Genomic DNA, 16,345 nt, shown 5'->3' with positions numbered 1-16,345 from the left:
GTGGTCTGGTGGTCGGCGGGTCAGCGGCTTCGCCGCTGAGAGGATCAACTGAGCAACTCGGGCTGTTCCGGTTGGTGGGTGGTGAGGTCTGCGACAGCGGGGTGGGGGGTTCGCGGAGGTGGCTTAGGGTCTGGGGTCATGCCTCAGGGAAAGCCGAACGTCGTTCCGCAGGACGGTCTCACCACGCGGCAGCGCCGCAACCGCCCGCTGCTGCTCGTGCACACCGGGGAGATGAAGGGCAAGTCCACCAGCGCCTTCGGGCTCGCGCTGCGCGGCTGGAACCAGGGCTGGTCCATCGGCGTGTTCCAGTTCGTGAAGTCGGCGAAGTGGAAGGTCGGCGAGGAGAGCGCGTTCCGCGCCCTCGGCAAGCTGCACGACGAGACCGGCGAAGGCGGCCCCGTCGAATGGCACAAGATGGGCGAAGGCTGGTCCTGGGCCCGCAAGCAGGGCAGTGAAGAGGACCACGCCGCCGCCGCGCTCGAAGGCTGGCGGGAGATCGCCCGCCGCCTCGCCGACGAACGGCACGGCATGTACGTCCTCGACGAGTTCACCTACCCGCTGCACTGGGGCTGGATCGACGTCGCCGAGGTCGTCCAGACCCTCCGCGACCGGCCCGGCCACCAGCACGTCGTGATCACCGGCCGCAACGCGCCGCAGGAACTCGTCGACGCCGCCGACCTGGTGCTGGAGACCACCAAGGTCAAGCACCCGATGGACGCCGGGCAGAAGGGCCAGAAGGGCATCGAATGGTGAGCCCGCGCGTCGTCATCGCCGCGCCCGGCTCCGGGCAGGGCAAGACGACGGTCGCGACCGGGTTGCTCGGCGCGCTGCGCCGCCGGTCGCTGCGGGTCGCGCCGTTCAAGGTCGGCCCCGACTACATCGACCCCGGCTACCACCGCGTCGCCTCCGGGCTGCCCGGGCGGAACCTGGACCCGGTGCTGGTGGGGGAGGAGCGGATCGCGCCGCTGTTCCGGCACGGCAGCGCGGGCGCCGACCTGGCCGTCGCCGAAGGCGTGATGGGCCTGTTCGACGGCAAGATCGACGGGCCGGGGCCGGGCGACGAACCGGCCTTCGGCTCCACCGCGCACGTCGCCGGACTGCTGCGTGCCCCCGTGGTGCTCGTCGTCGACGCCCAAGGGCAGTCGCAGAGCATCGCCGCGCTGCTGCACGGGTTCCGCAGCTTCCAGCCCGGAGTGCGGCTGGCGGGCGTGATCCTCAACCGGGTCGGCTCGCCGCGCCACGAACAGGTGCTGCGGGACGCCGCGGACTCCGTCGGGCTGCCCGTGCTCGGCGCGCTCGGCCGCACCGGCGGGCTCAGCGTCCCGTCCCGGCACCTCGGCCTCGTCACCGCCGCCGAGCACGGTGGCGCGGCCACCGACGCCGTCGAAGCCATGTCGGACGCAGTCGAAGCCGGGGTCGACCTGGACGCGGTGGTGGCGCTCGCGCGCAGCGCACCCGCGCTGGACGGGCCCGCCTGGGACGCCGCCGCCGAAGTGGCACCCACCCCGGGCCGCCCGGTGATCGCCGTGGCCGGTGGGCCCGCGTTCACCTTCGCCTACACCGAGCACGTCGAACTGCTCGCCGCCGCCGGAGCCGAGGTCGCGGTGCTCGACCCGCTGCGCGACGAGGCGCTGCCGGACGGCACCCGCGGACTCGTGCTGCCCGGCGGATTCCCCGAACAGCACGCCGCGGCGCTGTCCGCGAACACCGCGCTGCGCGCCGAGATCACCCGGTTCGCGGCCACCGGCGCCCCGATCCACGCCGAGTGCGGCGGGCTGCTGTACCTCGCCGAAGAGCTCGACGGGCATCCGCTGTGCGGGGTGATCCCGGCGCGCGCGGAGATGTCGCCGCGGCTCACCCTCGGCTACCGGGACGCCGTCGCCGCCACCGACTCCGCGCTGTCCGCGGCCGGAACCCGGTTCACCGGCCACGAATTCCACCGCACCCGGCTCGAACCGGGCAGCGGCGCGCAGCCCGCCTGGTACTGGCGGGACGGCGCGGCCGTCGCGGAAGGATTCGTGCGGGACGGGCTGCACGCCTCCTACCTGCACACCCATCCGGCCGGTGCGCCGGAGGCCGTGTCGCGGTTCGTGACCCGCTGTTCCCGGATGGTGACGCGCGGTGCGGGTACGGCCGTGTAGGCCGCCGCGATCAACAGGTACGGTCGTCACCTGTGCGGCCACGGTGGGCGACGGGCTGCCGGTGCCGACGGGCCGGCCGACCCCCGCCCCACCTGGCCATCCAGCCGGTGCCCCCTCCTCCTCGGTCTGGTCCGATGTGGACGGTTCGGCGCGGCGAGCCGTACCGGTGACGCGGAAGAGGAGAGCGAACAGTGAGTGGCCGGATCTCGTTCATCGGCGCTGGACCCGGCGCCGCGGACCTCATCACGGTCCGCGCCGCGCGACGCATCGCGGAAGCCGACGTCGTGGTGTGGTCCGCCAGCGTGCTCGCCCCCGAATGCGTGCGGGAGCACGCGAGCGCCGACGCGGAACTGCTCGACTCCTCCCAGCTCACCCACGAGCAGGCGGTCGAGGTGTACCGCCGCGCGGAGCGGGACGCGCTGCGCGTCGTGCGGCTGCACTCCGGTGACCCGGCGCTGTGGGGCTCGGTGCAGGACCAGCACGACGCCTGCGCCAAGATGGAACTGGACGTGGAGATCGTGCCCGGCGTCAACGGCTTCTCCGCCGCCGCGGCCGCCGTCGGCCGCGAGCTGACCACCGCGGAAACCGCGCGATCGGTGCTGGTCACCCGCCTCGGCGCCGGGAACCCGGACGCCGAGCAGGTGCGCGAACTGGCGCGGCACCAGGCGACGATGGCGGTGACGCTGCCCGCGTCCCGCGCCGCGCAGCTCGTGGAGGAACTGCGCGCCGGTGGCTGCGCCGAGGACGTGCCCGTGCTCGTCGCCTACAAGGTGAGCTGGCCGGACGAGGTGCTGCTGAGCACCACCGTCGGCGAACTGGAGCAGGCGGTGAAGCAGCGCAAGCTGTGGGGCACCGCGCTGTTCCTCGTCGGCAAGGCGCTCGGCGCGAGCGGCCGATCCCGCGGCTACGGCGACGCCGGCTACCGCCGGACCGAGTCCACCGGGCGCCGCCGCGGCTACCGATCGGCGCGGCGCCCCGAAGCCGACCGCACCGGCTCCGACCAGGAGGACGCCCCCGGCTCCCGCGCCGCGTTCCAGGTCGGCACCGGCCCCGCCGCCGCCCGGCCCGCGCCCGCGCCCGCTCCCGCTCCCGCGCCTGCGCCCGCGGCCGAACCGGCGGCGCCCGCGGACCCGATCTCCGGCCGGGGCTCCGACGGCGCGACCGCGGTGCCGAACATCGCCTGGTGGGCGGTGCGGGAGTGGCAGGAAGCCGCCCGCGGTGCCGCCCGGGCGCAGACCCGGCAGCGGCGCACCGAGGACCCGGGGCAGTCGGAGCTGTTCGGCGAAGCACCGGAAACCGGGGCGGCGTTAGGCCCGGACGCGGCCGACGAACCGTCGAGCACCGCGCAGGACCCGGTGGACCCGGACACGACCGCTGGCGGGACGGCCCCCGAAGGGTCCGAAGTGGACGAAACGGCGCGGCCCGCGCTCTCGGTCGTCCGCGACTCCGGCGCCGAGGACGCGGTGGCGGAACGCGGCCCCGACGGTGGTGCGGCGGATCCCGGCTCGCAGCACGGCGCCACCGACGCACCGGCCGCCACCCCGGCGGACTCCGAGGCGACCGGCGAGGCGAACGGCGCTCAGGCCGGGACCGAGGACACCGCGCGCACCTCGGCCGCGGCGACCACCGGCTCCCGCGCCACCGCCAAGACCCGCAGCAAGGCGAAATCGCCCGCCAAGGCCCAGACCAAGGCCCAGACCAAGGCCGCGGGCACCAGGTCTCGCGGCGCTGGCGCGAAATCGGCCAAGAACAAGGGCGACGCGTCCAGCTGAGCGCAGGCGCATCTCCAGACGTGGCAAGGTGAAACCGGGCTCGTGATCCGCGGGTCCGGCCGGTGAAGCGGCGTGGCAGGACGAGGTGGAAGACGTGACGGTCACGGTGATCGGGATCGACGGGGCGGAGCTGCCCGCGGGCGCCGCCGAGGTGCTGGGTTCGGCGCGGCTCGTGGTGGGCTCGCGCAGACACCTCGACGCGCACGCCCCGCAGCAGGCCCGTTCGCTGGACCTCGCGCAGTGGAGCCAGGCGCTGGGCGCGCTGACCTCGCTGGCCGGCGAGGAGACCGGTGTCGTGCTCGTCGACGGCGACCCGGGGTTCTTCGGCGTGCTGCGGGAACTGCGGGAGCGCGGGGTGCGCTGCGCCGTCACCCCCGCCGCGCCGGGCGCGGCCCGGCTGATGGCCCGCCTCGGCAGGCCGTGGGACTCGGTGCCGGTGGCGGCGGCGAGCGAGGACGACCTGCCGCGGGTGCTGAACCTGTGCCGGGCGCGCCCCGCCGTGCTGGTGCTGGGCGGGCCCGGCGCGGGTCCGGCGCGGCTGGCGTCCGGGTTGATCGGCTGGCGGCGCACCCTCGTCATCGGCGAGGACCTCGGCGGCGCGGACGAGAAGATCAGCACCACCACCCCGGAGGAGGCCGCGCAGCGCAGCTGGCGCCCGGACGCGGTGGTGCTGTGCGCGGCGGAACCGAAGGAGGTCGGCGCCCGCGGCTGGCTCGCCGGTGGTGAGGTGCTGCCGCCCGCGAACGGGTGGGCGCTGTCCGAGGACGAGTTCTCGCACCGCGACGGCGAGGTGACGCCCGCCGAGGTGCGCGCGGTGGCGCTGGCCGACCTGGCCGCCCGGCCCGGCGCGCTGATCTGGGACGTCGGCGCCGGTTCCGGTTCGGTCGCGGTCGAGTGCGCCCGGCTCGGCGCCGCCACGATCGCCGTCGAGTCGGACGAGACCCAGGTGGTGCGGCTGATCACCAACGCCGCCGGGCACGGCGTGGACGTGCGGGTGGTGGAGCGGGCCGCGCCGGACTCGTTGCGGGAGCTGCCGAAACCGGACGGCGTGTTCGTCGGCGGCGGTGGCCCGGACGTGGTCGCGGCCTGCGCGCACGCGGGCGCGGCGCGGATCGTGGTGGAGCTGACCGAGCTGGAGCGGGTCGGCCCGACCCGGGAGGCGCTGCGCACCGCGGGCTACGAGGTCCGCGGCGTGCAGCTGGCCGCGAGCAGGCTGGTGGAGCTCGCCGACGGCGGGTCGAAGCTGGAGCCCACGGCGCCGGTGGTGCTGGTGTCCGGGCGCCGGAAGTCCGACTCGTGATCGGTCTGTTCCCGCACACCCCGCAGGAACGCCGCACCGCGACCGAACTCGCCGCCCGGTGGGGGCCGGACGCGGTGCTGGTCGACGGCGGGCCCGGCCCGGCGCTGCGCCGCACCTGGTCCTCGCTGGACGCGGTGGTGCTGTTCCTGCCGGTCGGCGCGGCGGTGCGGCTGATCGCGCCGCTGCTGGGCGCGGAGCGCGCCGACCCGGAGGTGGTGTGCGTCGACGACCACTTCGCCGTCACCGTCTCCGGCGGTTCGCGGGCGATCGCGGTGCAGGTCGCGGAAGTGCTGGAGCGCACCCCGGTGGTCACCACCGGTGCCGCGGTCACCGAGCTGGACGAGCTCGTGGACCACCTGGGGGCCACTGTGGACGGTGACCTCGCCGGGTGCGCGCAGGCGATCGCGGCCGAGGAACCGGTGCTGCTGGCGAACCCGCGCGGGTTCGCGCTGCCCGCGCTGCCCGCGACCGTGTCCCCGGACTGCGGCGAACCGTCCTGGACGGTGCTGCTCGACGACCGGCGGCCCACCGGGGAGCTCGGCGACCGCGTCGTGCGGCTCATCCCGCGGACGCTGCTGGTGGGCGTCGGTTCGATGAGCGGCGTGTCGCGGACCGCGGTGACCGAGCTGATGTCCCGGCTGGACCGGGAGTACGGGTTCGACCCGCGCGCGATCGGCGCGTTCGCCACGGTGGAGGCGAAGGCGGCGGAGCAGGGAGTCCTGGACGCCGTGGAAGACCTCGGCTTCTGGTACGCCGAGGACGGCGCCGAACCGCCGCTGTTCGCCTACCCGGCGGCGGAGCTCGCCGAGGTCGACGTGCCGAACCCGAGCGAACGGGCCCGGGCGGAGACCGGTACCGCGTCCGTCGCGGAAGCCGCCGCGCTGCGCGTCGCCCACGAGTTCGCCGCGCGGACCGCCGACGACGTCGAGCTGGTCGTGCCGAAGCAGGCGGGCGACGGCGTCACCGTCGCCGCCGCCCGGCTCCGGCCGCGCGGCGAGGTCACCGTCGTCGGCATCGGCCCCGGCCCGGAGGACCTGCGCACCCCGCTCGGGAACACCACCATCCGCCGCGCCGCCGCGGTCGTCGGCGACGCCGCGGCGATGGCGCTGGTCGGCGACTTGGTGCACCCGGGCGCGATCACCCGCACCGTCGAGTCCGCCGCGGAGGGCGCGCTCGCGGTCGCCGAACTGGCCACCGGAGGTCGCTCCGCGGTGTTCGTCGGCTCGGGGGACGCCACGCCGGAACGCGCGGCCGTCCAGGCCGAACCGGCCTGCCGCGCCGTGCGCGTCGCCGACGTTCCCGGCGTCCGGGCCTGACGCCGGCGGCGATCACGCCATCAAGTGCACCCGCCGGTGCTGGCGGGCGCCGATGTCGTCCGCCGCGGTGTCGAGCAGCTTGTGGCCGAGTTCGAACAGCGCCCTGGCGAGCGCGATCTCATCTCCGATCTGCGGGACGTCCGGGTCGTCCGGGTGCCGTCGCGCGGCGCCGTGCCCGTGCAGCGCCCGGCCGTCGCCGGTGACCATCCCGACGTCCGCGGTGGTCTTCATCCCGGCTTCGATGACCTGCATGTCCAATGTGAGCGTCCGGTTCGCGTGCATGGCCGCCTCCCTGGGTCGCCTGTCCCCAGGATGCGCCGCCGCGAACCGCGCGGCAAAGCGGTCCCGGCACCGGTTCCGCTGGTGAGAGAGGTCACCGCAGGTTTGACCTCCGTTCCGGGCCGGGTGACGATACTGCGGCCGGTCGAGGCGCCGCCGGATCGTTCGGCGGCGGACCCGGCGGCACCCCGTGGCAGGATGGTCCGGCGCCGCGCTCGGCAGGCGCCCCGCCCCGGCGGATCGGACCCGGCGACGGGTCGAGGTGACGCAGCGGCGTCCCCCGCTCAGGCCACGGCGACGCGCCGCGGTGAACATCGACACGAACGACGGACGGCATGACCACGCACTCATCTGCGCAGCACACCTCGGGCGAACACCACTACTTCGCGGGACTCGACCTCACCGGCAAGCGGGTGGTGGTGGTCGGTGCGGGCGGCGTCGCGCAGCGACGGGTGCCCCGGCTGATCGGCGCGGGCGCGCTGGTGGAGGTCATCTCGCCGGAGGCCACGCCCGCGGTCGAGGCGATGGCGCAGTCCGGGGAGATCACCTGGCACCGCAGGCCGTACGCGGACGGCGACCTGGACGGCGCCTGGTACGCGGTGGCGTGCGCGACGGGCCACGAGGTCAACGCGGCCGTCTCCGCCGAAGCCGACCGCCGCCGGGTGTTCTGCGTGCGCGCCGACGACGCCGCGCAAGGCACCGCCGTCACCCCGGCCGTCGCCGAGCACGGCGGGCTGCTGCTCGGGGTGCTGGCCGGGGGAGCGCACCGGCGTTCCGCCGCGGTGCGGGACGCGCTGGTCGGCGCGCTGCGCTCCGGCGTCGTGGACGAGCACGCGGAACGGCCCGCGGCGGGCGTCGCGCTCGTCGGCGGCGGACCGGGCGCCCCGGACCTGATCACGGTGCGCGGCAGGCAGCTGCTCGGCCAGGCCGACGTGGTGATCACCGACCGGCTGGCGCCGCGCGAACTGCTGGAGGAGCTCGGCCCGCACGTGGAGGTCGTGGACGCCTCGAAGATCCCGTACGGCCGCGCCGCCAACCAGGACGTGATCAACGAGCTGCTGGTGGAGCACGCGCGCGCCGGGAAGTTCGTGGTGCGCCTCAAGGGCGGCGACCCGTACCTGTTCGGCCGCGGCTACGAGGAACTGCTGGCCTGCGTGGCGGCCGGGGTGCCGGTCACCTCGGTCCCCGGCATCACCAGCGCGTTCTCCGTGCCCGCCGCGGCCGACGTGCCGGTCACGCACCGCGGGGTGGCGCACGAGGTCGTGGTGGTCTCCGGGCACGTCGGCCCGCACGACGAGACCTCGCTGGTGGACTGGCCCGCGCTGGCGCGGCTCCGCGGCACGCTGGTGCTGATGATGGCGGTCAAGCGCATCGGCGAGTTCGCGGCGGTGCTGGTCGAGCACGGCCGCGACCCGGAGTCGCCGGTCGCGATCGTGCAGGAGGGCACCACCCGCACCCAGCGGACGGTGCGCACCACGCTCGCCGCGGCCGCCGACGCGGTCCGCACCCACGAGATCGCGCCGCCCGCGGTGATCATCGTCGGCCCGGTCGCCGACCTCACCCCGCCGGAACGCCGCTGAGACGCGAACGCCGCCGACGCGTGGAGGTCGTCGACGCCGGAAGGCTGCTGATGTCCGAAGGTCGTTGACGCCCGAGGGCCGCTGACGTCCCGACACCGCCGACGCCCGAGGGCCGCTGACGTCCGAGGGCCGCCGACGCCCCGACGCCGCCGACGCCCGAAGGCCGCTGACCGCAGGCGAACGGCCCACCCACCCGGTACCGCCGGGCAGGTGGGCCGTTCATGCGCGGATCAGCTCTCGTTGGGGGCGCCGCCGAAGCGGGCCCGATAGCTCTCCAGGTCGTCCTCGGTGACCTTCGCGAACAGCACCGGCGGGATGGTGAAGTCGGTGCCCGCCGGGACGAGCTCGAAGGACCGCGCCTCCTCCACCGACACCCAGCTGCGCTGCGGGTCGTCGGAGGCGAACGCCGCGCGCATCGCCTTCGCCGCGCCCGGGATCAGCGGCTCGGACACCACCGCGTACAGGTAGATCAGGTTCATCGCGGTGCGCAGCGTCAGCGCGGCCGCGTCCTGGTCGGTGCGGATCTGGATCCAGGGCGCCTTCTCCTCCAGGTAGGAGTTGCCCGCGCTCCACATCGACCGCAGCGCCTGGGCGGCCTTGCGGAACTGCTTGGCCTCCAGGTGGGTCTGGTAGTCGACGAGCAGCCCGCCGATCTCCGCGGCGAGCCGCTGCTCCGGTTCCCCGGCCGCGTCCCCGGCGGGCACCTGGTCGCCGAACCGCTTGCGGGAGAACGACAACACCCGGTTCACGAAGTTGCCGAGGGTGTCGGCGAGGTCCTTGTTCACCACCGAGGCGAACAGCTCCCAGGAGAACGAGGAGTCGTCGGACTCCGGCGCGCTCGCGATGAGGAAGTAGCGCCAGTAGTCGGCGGGCAGCAGCTCCAGCGCCTGGTCGGTGAAGATCCCGCGCTGGTCGCTGGTGGAGAACTTCCCGCCGTAGTAGGTCAGCCAGTTGAACGACTGGACGAAGTCGACCATCTTCCACGGCTCGCGGGTGCCCAGCTCGGTCGCCGGGAACATGACGGTGTGGAACGGGACGTTGTCCTTGGCCATGAACTCGGTGTAGGTGACGTCCTCGGCCTCGTACCACCAGGACTTCCAGTCCCGCTCGGCCGGCGCGAGGTCCGACCACTCCTTGGTGGCGCCGATGTAGCCGATGGGCGCGTCGAACCAGACGTAGAAGACCTTGCCCTCGGCGGCCAGCTCCGGCCAGGTGTCGGCGGGCACCGGCACGCCCCAGTCGAGGTCGCGGGTGATGGAGCGGTCCCGCAGCCCCTCGGTGATCCACTTCCGGGCGATGGAGGAGGACAGGTTCGGCCACTCGGCGCTCACCTCGTCCAGCCAGCCCTCCACCTCGTCGGTGAGCTTCGACTGGGTGAGGAACAGGTGCTTGGTCTCGCGGACCTCGAGTTCGGTGCTGCCGCTGATCGCCGACCGCGGCTCCACCAGGTCGGTGGGGTCCAGCACCCGGGTGCAGTTCTCGCACTGGTCGCCGCGGGCCTTCTCGTAGCCGCAGTGCGGGCAGGTGCCGATGATGTAGCGGTCCGGCAGGAACCGGCCGTCGGCGGCCGAGTAGACCTGCCGGATCGACTGCTGCTCGATGAAGCCGTGCTCGTGCAGCTTCCGCGCGAAGTGCTGGGTGATCTCGCGGTTCTGCTCCGAGGAGGTGCGGCCGAAGTGGTCGAAGGACAGCTGGAAACCGCGGTAGATCTCGGCCTGCGCCCGGTGCTGCTGCTCGCAGAACTCCGCCACCGGCAGCCCGGCGTCGGCGGCGGCCAGCTCGGCCGGGGTGCCGTGCTCGTCGGTGGCGCAGATGTAGAGCACCTCGTGCCCCCGCTGGCGCAGGTACCGGGAGTAGACGTCGGCGGGGAGCATGGAGCCGACCATGTTGCCCAGGTGCTTGATGCCGTTGATGTACGGGAGCGCACTGGTTACCAGGTGGCGGGTCATTCGAGAATGCTCCAATAGCGTTATTTCGGTGCAGACCCCGCGGAATCCGGCCGACGCCGGCGCGCGCACAGGTGCTGACGAACACCGTTGACCAGGGAGATGCTACCGGCACGGGATCGTCGGCACGGCTCGCCCTCGCCCGGCCGGACGCGGTTCGCGAGGGGGCGTCCGGGCCGGGCGGGCGCAATTCAGTCCCGCACGAGGAAGGACGGCGCGCCCGGCTGCCGGATCTCCCGGACGCCCAGGTGGCCGAGGTCGGCGACGAACCGGTCGCGGGACACCGGGGGCTGCCGCCGGCCGCGGACGTGCGCGAGGTACTCGGCGTACAGCTCGTGCGCCTCCCGCTCGCCGTCCCACAGCAGGCCGCGTTCGAACCAGTCGACGACGGTGTCGTCGGGGGTGGGGTGCTGCTCGGTCGTGGTGCCTCCTCGGCGTGCTGCGACCGTCCCGCCGCGCGGCGGCGGCCTCCTGCTCAGGTGCGGGCAGGACCGCCGGCGTCGGGCAGTGGGCACGCGCCCGGCTTCGACCGCCCGGCCCGGGCGGCTCGGTCGATGGGCCCGGAGGGATTCGCGACTGCGGCGGCTCCGCGCGGGTGGGACGTGGTCGAATGTCGCGGTGGACGAGGAGCAGCAGGACGGGCGGCGGCGCCGGGTCCGGAATCCGCAGTGGACTCGGCAGGCGATCATCGACGCGCTGCTCGGCGCGATCAACGAGGGCCAGTACTCGCCGACGGCGCGCGGCATCGCGGAGCGGGCGGGCGTGTCGGAGCGCAGCGTGTTCACGCACTTCCGGGACTTCGACGATCTCCGCACGGCCGCCGGGCAGCACCAGCGGGACCGGATCGCCGCCGAGCTGGCGCCGATCCCGGCGGAGCTGCCGCTGGCGGACCGGCTGGACCGGGTGCTGGCGCAGCGGGAGGCGGTGTTCGCGCTCATGGCTCGGGTGCGGGTGGTGGCGCTGTGGCAGAGCCCGGACGCGCCCGCGCTGGACGTCGACGACCTGCTGCGCGGCCAGCTCGCCGAAGTGTTCGCGCCGGAGCTGGCGGTCAGCGCCGATGCCGAGCGCCTGCTGGACGTGCTGGAGATCGCCTCCGGCTGGTCGCTGCGCTTCCCGCTGCAGGTCCAGCGGCGGCGCGACCCGGCCGACGTCACGGCCACCGCCCGCCACGCCATGCTCGCCGCCCTCAACGTGAGGTGAGTGGCCCACCTGCCCAGCCGTACTGGTCGAATGGGTCATTCACCTGGGGTGGGCGCGCGGTGTTCGTCGTCGTCGACGTGAGGTGAATGGCCCACTGGCCCAGTCGCGTTGGTCGGGTGGGCCACTCACCTGGGGTGATTTGGATCGGTCGGGTCAGGTGGGCAGGGTCTGGAGCGCGGTTGCGGCTTCGTCCCACGGGTGCGGGGTGGCTACCAGGGTGCGGAGGGCGCGGGTCGGTTTCGGGGGCACGCCGATGGTGAGCGCGCCGCAGGCCGCACCGCCGCGCCGGTAGAGGGCCGCGGCCTTCGGCGCCGCCGGATCGGTGCCGTCGAGCACGCGCAGCAGCACCTCGTCGGGGGCGTCCAGGTCGCCGAACGCCTGCACCTTGAACCGGTACTGGTCGGACCAGAAGTACGGCACCGGGGCGAACGGGCTGCGCTCCCCGAAGCGGTCCGGCGCGAGCTCGGCCAGCAGGTTCCGCGCGGCCGCCATGCCCTGCTCGGTGGCGTTCATCCGGTGCTCCACCCGGAGGGCGCGGCCGAGCACCGGGTGCGGCCAGCGCGCCACGTCCCCCGCCGCGTAGATGCCGGGCGCGGCCGCGCAGAACTCGTCGCAACCGACGCCGTCAGCGACGTCCAGCCCGCTGCCTGCGAGCCAGTCCACGGCCGGTCGGGAACCGATCGCGACCAGCACCGCGTCCCCGGTGATCTCCTCGCCGCCCGCCAGCCGGACCCCGACCGTGCGGCCCTCCTCGTGCACGAGACCGGTGACGGATTCGCCGAGCCGCAGGTCGACGCCGTGCGCCCGGTGCGCGGCGGCCAGCAGCGCGCCCGCCTCGGCGCCGATCGCGCGTTCCATCGGCACCTGCTCCGGCGCGACGAGCACCACCTCGTGGCCCAACTCGCGGGCGACCGCGGCCACTTCCGCGCCGAGCACCCCGGCGCCGACGACGACCAGCCGCCGCCCGGGGACCGCCAGCGGGGCGCGCAGCGCCAGCGCGTCGTCGAGGGTGCGCAGCACGTGCGCGCCCGGTGACTGCTCCGGCAGCGCGCGGGCCGCGACACCGGTCGCGATGACCACCCCGTCGCAGTCCAGCGCGTCCGCGCCGAGCAGCACCCGGCGGTCCGCCACGTCCAGCCCGGTCGCCCGGGTGCCCAGCCGCAGGTCCAGGTCGAGCCCGGCGAGGGCGTCGGCGGCGCGCAGCCCGGTGCGGTCCGGTTCCCACGCGCCCGCGAGCACCTGCTTGGACAGCGGCGGCCGGTCGTAGGGCAGGTGCGGTTCCGCGCCGACCAGCGCGATCTCCCCGTCCCAGCCGCTGCGCCGCAGCTGTTCGGCGGCGGTGAGCCCGGCCGCGGAGGCGCCGATCACCGCGATGCGACCGGCGCTCATGCGTCGACCCGGATCACCGCTGCCGGGCACACCGCCGCGGCCTGCCGGACCGCCTCGTGCACCTCGGGCGGGGGCGCGGCGTCCAGCAGCACCACGACGCCGTCCTCGTCGCGCTGGTCGAACACCTCCGGTGCGGTCAGCACGCACTGGCCCGCGCCGCAGCAGCCGTCCTCGTCGATCGTGATCTCCATGCTCCCTCCTTACTCCTCAACGGGTTCCGGCGTCACCAGGTGACGGGCGGTTCGCGGCAGCCGTGGATGAACAGGTCCCGCCGGAACCCGATGTCCCCGACCGGCACGCCGCATCCCGGGGAACCGCGCCGGCAGCACGCGCAGCGCGATCCGCGGTTCGACGCGGGCGAGGCACTGGTGCACGCCGAAGCCGAACACGAGGTGGCGGGTGTCCCCGCGGGCCGGGTCGCCCACGTCCGGGCCGGAGCGGGCCTCCTCGTCGTGGTCGCCCGCGGGAACGGGCCCCGGCCCGCAGCAACCGCCCGCCGATCTCGACGTCGGCGACGACGGCCCGACGCGGCCCGGTGCGCACGATGCCGTGCACGTGCCGCAGTTCTTCGACGGTGCCCGGCAGCGGCGCGGGGTCGGCGCGCAGCCGGTCGGCGAGCCGGCTCAGCAGATCCGCACGTCCTCCCGCTCCCCGTCGGAGAGGAACCGGGCGAGCCGCCGGGCCTCGTCGGCGACCTCGGCGCGCTCCGCTCGGGTGAAGCGGCGCAGCGGCTCGACCCGCAGCGCCGCCGGATCGGCCCGCCAGGTGCCCGCGACCCGGCCGTCCACCAGCACCAGCCGCTCGCCCGCGACGGACAGGCCGCGGTGCTCGTCCGCCACGATCCGGCTCCGGTCCTGGTAGCCGAGGACCGCGTTGTCGAACGCGGGCAGGAATCGCACCGGCGCGGGCGCGTCCGGGTCGGGGCGCGGCGCGTCCGGCAGGTCGAGCAGTTCCCGGCCGCGCTCGTCGCGGAACGACACCAGTTCCTCCCGCAGCTCGGCCACCGCGCCCGGCAGTCCGGCGAGCCCGCACCAGGCGCGCACGTCGGCGGTCGCCGCCGGGCCGTGCGCGGCCAGGTGGCGGCGCACCAGCTCCCGGCCCACCGGATCGGAGCCGGGCGGGGCCTGCGGATCGGCCTCGTGGCCCAGCCAGTCCGCGAGCGGCACCACCCGCACCCCGCCGCTGCTGCGCCACAGCCCGCGCGGCGGCAGCTGCACGGTCGGGACCAGCGCCGCCACCAGCACTTCGCCCAGCGCTCGCCGGGACGGGCCGGGCCACCGGTCGGTGAGCTCCGCGGCGAGCTCGGCCATCGTCCGCGGCTCGCCGTCGGCGAGCACCGCCCGGCCCGCGGCCGCCAGCTCGTCCAGGTCGATCCCGGCGAAGTCGCGGCGGTAGGCCGAGAGCCCGCGCTGCCGCAGCATCGCGTCGTGCCGCGACCGCCAGGCGAGCGCGTCCTCGGCGGTGAGCAGGTGCACGGTGCGGCGCATCAGGTGCGCGCGCACCAGCCGCCGCCGCACCAGCAGGTCCGAGAGCTCCGCCGGGTCGAAGTCGCGCAGCCGCGCGAACAATCCGGCGAACGGGGCCTGCGGTTCCTGCGCCTGCATCCCGCACAGGTGCGCCACCGCCGCCGCCACCGGCAGGTCGGCGCGGTCCAGCAGCAGCTGCCGGGCGAGCGCCGCGCGGTTGAGCGCGCGGGTCCCGAGAACGGTCATCCCAGTCCTGTTCGTGGCCGGGCCGGCACCCGCCCGGGAGCGGGCGCCGGCGGGGTGATCAGAATCCGCGGCGGCCGTCGATGGATTCGCGCAGGATGTCGGCGTGCCCGGCGTGCTGCGCGGTCTCGGCGATCACGTGCATCAGCACCCGGCGGGCGCTGCGCACCTCGCCCGGCGGGTTCCACGGCACCTCCGGCAGCGGGTGCGCGAGGTTCAGGTCGGGCAGCGAGGACACGACCTCCGCGGTCCGCGCGGCGACCTCCGCGTAGCGGGCGAGGACGCCGGCGAGGGTGTCCTCGGGCTGCATCCGGAACTCCTCCCGGAACTCGATCATGCGCTGCGGCAGCGTCGTCGCCGTGCCCGCCATGAGGTCCTCCCAGGTGACACCGTCGGGCAGTTCGACGGCCATCGCGGAGGTGCCTTCGAGGATGAAGCGCAGCCAGTTCGCCTCCACGGACGCCACGTGCTTGATCAGGCCGCCCAGGCACAGCTCGCTGGCCGTCGGCCGCAGGCCGAGCTGCTCGTCGTCCAGCCCGTCGGTGGTGGTGATCAACGCCTTGCGGGCGGCGTCGAGCTGGGCGAGCAGGTCGGTGCGTTCGGCGTCGAGGGTGGTGGTCACGGTGGTCCTTCCGGTCGTGCTCCGTCGTTGTGGTCCCCACCTTGGCACCGGTAGCGGACAGGGTGCGTCCGCTTCTTCGGGCAGGATGGAATTCGTGCCCAAGACTTCCGCGCGACTGCTGTCGCTGCTGTCCCTGTTGCAGGCCCGCCGGGACTGGCCGGGCGCGCTGCTCGCCGAACGCCTCGACGTCAGCCCGCGCACGGTGCGCCGCGACGTGGACCGGTTGCGGGAGCTCGGCTATCCGATCGCGGCGAGCAAGGGGCCGGACGGCGGCTACCGGCTGGGCGCGGGCAGCGAGCTGCCGCCGCTGCTGTTCGACGACGACCAGGCCGTGGCGCTCACCCTCGCGCTCCAGCTCGCCACCACCTCGGGGGCCGGGGTGGAGGAGGCGGCGGAGCGGGCGCTGCACACGATCCGGCAGGTGCTGCCCGCGCGGCTGCGGCACCGGGTGGACACGCTCCAGGTGACCGCGGTGGCGCCGCCGGAGGCGCGGGTGCGGGTGGAGCGCGGGGTGCTGGTGGCGCTGGGCGCGGCGGTGCACGCCCGGGAGGAGCTGCGCTTCGACTACTCGCACCCGAGGCGGGAGGGGCCGCCGCGGCGGGTGCAGCCGCACCACCTGATCACCTGGGGCGGGCGCTGGTACCTGGTGGCGTGGGACCTGGACCGGGCCGACTGGCGCACCTTCCGCGCCGACCGCATCGCACCCCGCACGCCGACCGGGCCGCGGTTCACCCCGCGCGAGGTGCCCGGGGGCGACGTGGCGCGGTTCATCACCGAGAAGTTCCGGGGAGCCGAGGGCTGGCCGTGCCGCGGCGAGGTGGTGGTGCACCGGCCCGCGGAGGAGGTCGCCGAGTTCCTGTCCGACGACCTGGTGGAGCCGCTGGACGAGGGCCGGTGCCGGTTGCTGGCCGGTTCGTGGTCGTGGGCGGGGCTGGCGGCCGCGATCGGCCGGTTCGGCGTGGACTTCGAGGTGGTCGGGCCGCCGGAGCTGCGCGCCGCGGTCGCCGACCTGGGCCGCCGGTGCGCGGCGGCGATCGACTAGCCACCGACCTGCTTCCCGGGGCGTGGCACGACGCGGTGGTACTCGACGG

The 16,345-nt window shown here is 75.1% G+C and carries 15 protein-coding genes; 8 read left to right on the top strand and 7 right to left on the bottom strand.

Going from position 1 to position 16,345, the window contains the following annotated elements:
* The first annotated feature begins 138 nt into the window (after nt 1–138).
* From cobO to ABZ805_RS12965, 5 genes are all read left to right on the top strand, one after another.
* Nucleotides 139–753 (top strand): cob(I)yrinic acid a,c-diamide adenosyltransferase, encoded by a 615-nt coding sequence (cobO, locus tag ABZ805_RS12985; RefSeq protein WP_358438644.1) that lies wholly within the window; start codon nt 139–141, stop codon nt 751–753.
* Complete coding sequence (locus ABZ805_RS12980; protein ID WP_358438641.1) at nt 747–2,141, top strand: cobyrinate a,c-diamide synthase; 1,395 nt, start codon at nt 747–749, stop codon at nt 2,139–2,141. Before cobO ends, ABZ805_RS12980 begins: the two co-directional genes overlap by 7 nt.
* Before the next feature lie 191 nt (nt 2,142–2,332).
* Complete coding sequence (locus ABZ805_RS12975; protein WP_358438638.1) at nt 2,333–3,913, top strand: cobalt-precorrin-4/precorrin-4 C(11)-methyltransferase; 1,581 nt, start codon at nt 2,333–2,335, stop codon at nt 3,911–3,913.
* A 94-nt stretch (nt 3,914–4,007) separates the two neighbouring features.
* On the top strand, nt 4,008–5,213 hold the full coding sequence (locus ABZ805_RS12970; protein ID WP_358438635.1) for an SAM-dependent methyltransferase: 1,206 nt from the start codon (nt 4,008–4,010) through the stop codon (nt 5,211–5,213).
* Entirely contained in the window at nt 5,210–6,529 is a 1,320-nt protein-coding gene (locus ABZ805_RS12965; protein ID WP_358438633.1) for a cobalamin biosynthesis protein, read from the top strand. Before ABZ805_RS12970 ends, ABZ805_RS12965 begins: the two co-directional genes overlap by 4 nt.
* Before the next feature lie 12 nt (nt 6,530–6,541).
* Here ABZ805_RS12965 and ABZ805_RS12960 read toward each other — a convergent pair whose 3' ends face one another.
* Entirely contained in the window at nt 6,542–6,811 is a 270-nt protein-coding gene (locus tag ABZ805_RS12960; protein WP_358438630.1) for a DUF1876 domain-containing protein, read from the bottom strand.
* A 332-nt stretch (nt 6,812–7,143) separates the two neighbouring features.
* Between ABZ805_RS12960 and cobA the strand changes: the two genes are divergently transcribed.
* On the top strand, nt 7,144–8,388 hold the full coding sequence (cobA, locus tag ABZ805_RS12955; protein WP_358438627.1) for a uroporphyrinogen-III C-methyltransferase: 1,245 nt from the start codon (nt 7,144–7,146) through the stop codon (nt 8,386–8,388).
* A 230-nt stretch (nt 8,389–8,618) separates the two neighbouring features.
* Here cobA and metG read toward each other — a convergent pair whose 3' ends face one another.
* Both metG and ABZ805_RS12945 read right to left on the bottom strand, forming a co-directional pair.
* Entirely contained in the window at nt 8,619–10,337 is a 1,719-nt protein-coding gene (gene metG, locus ABZ805_RS12950; RefSeq protein ID WP_358438624.1) for a methionine--tRNA ligase, read from the bottom strand.
* Nucleotides 10,338–10,525: 188 nt separating this feature from the next.
* A complete protein-coding gene (locus ABZ805_RS12945; protein ID WP_358438622.1) occupies nt 10,526–10,849 on the bottom strand; it encodes a hypothetical protein in 324 nt (107 codons plus the stop codon).
* Nucleotides 10,850–10,952: 103 nt separating this feature from the next.
* Here ABZ805_RS12945 and ABZ805_RS12940 point away from each other — a divergent pair, with 103 nt between their 5' ends.
* On the top strand, nt 10,953–11,534 hold the full coding sequence (locus ABZ805_RS12940) for a TetR/AcrR family transcriptional regulator (protein WP_358438619.1): 582 nt from the start codon (nt 10,953–10,955) through the stop codon (nt 11,532–11,534).
* Nucleotides 11,535–11,687: 153 nt separating this feature from the next.
* Here the strand turns inward: ABZ805_RS12940 and ABZ805_RS12935 are convergent, their stop codons facing one another.
* The 4 genes from ABZ805_RS12935 to ABZ805_RS12920 form a co-directional block, all read right to left on the bottom strand.
* Nucleotides 11,688–12,923 (bottom strand): FAD-dependent oxidoreductase, encoded by a 1,236-nt coding sequence (locus ABZ805_RS12935; protein WP_358438617.1) that lies wholly within the window; start codon nt 12,921–12,923, stop codon nt 11,688–11,690.
* A complete protein-coding gene (locus ABZ805_RS12930; RefSeq protein ID WP_358438614.1) occupies nt 12,920–13,114 on the bottom strand; it encodes a ferredoxin in 195 nt (64 codons plus the stop codon). Before ABZ805_RS12930 ends, ABZ805_RS12935 begins: the two co-directional genes overlap by 4 nt.
* A 432-nt stretch (nt 13,115–13,546) precedes the next feature.
* Entirely contained in the window at nt 13,547–14,635 is a 1,089-nt protein-coding gene (locus tag ABZ805_RS12925; RefSeq protein WP_358438611.1) for a winged helix DNA-binding domain-containing protein, read from the bottom strand.
* 58 nt (nt 14,636–14,693) lie between these two features.
* Nucleotides 14,694–15,254, bottom strand: coding sequence for a DinB family protein (locus ABZ805_RS12920; RefSeq protein WP_358438608.1), 561 nt, complete (start codon nt 15,252–15,254; stop codon nt 14,694–14,696).
* A gap of 94 nt (nt 15,255–15,348) precedes the next feature.
* Between ABZ805_RS12920 and ABZ805_RS12915 the strand changes: the two genes are divergently transcribed.
* A complete protein-coding gene (locus ABZ805_RS12915) occupies nt 15,349–16,296 on the top strand; it encodes a WYL domain-containing protein (protein WP_358438605.1) in 948 nt (315 codons plus the stop codon).
* The last annotated feature ends 49 nt before the right edge of the window (nt 16,297–16,345 follow it).

It is taken from the genome of Saccharopolyspora sp. NPDC047091, assembly GCF_040643635.1.
Lineage (GTDB): Bacteria > Actinomycetota > Actinomycetes > Mycobacteriales > Pseudonocardiaceae > Saccharopolyspora_C.
Note: the sequence above shows the minus strand (reverse complement) of the source record. Positions and strands in the feature narration are given on the sequence as shown.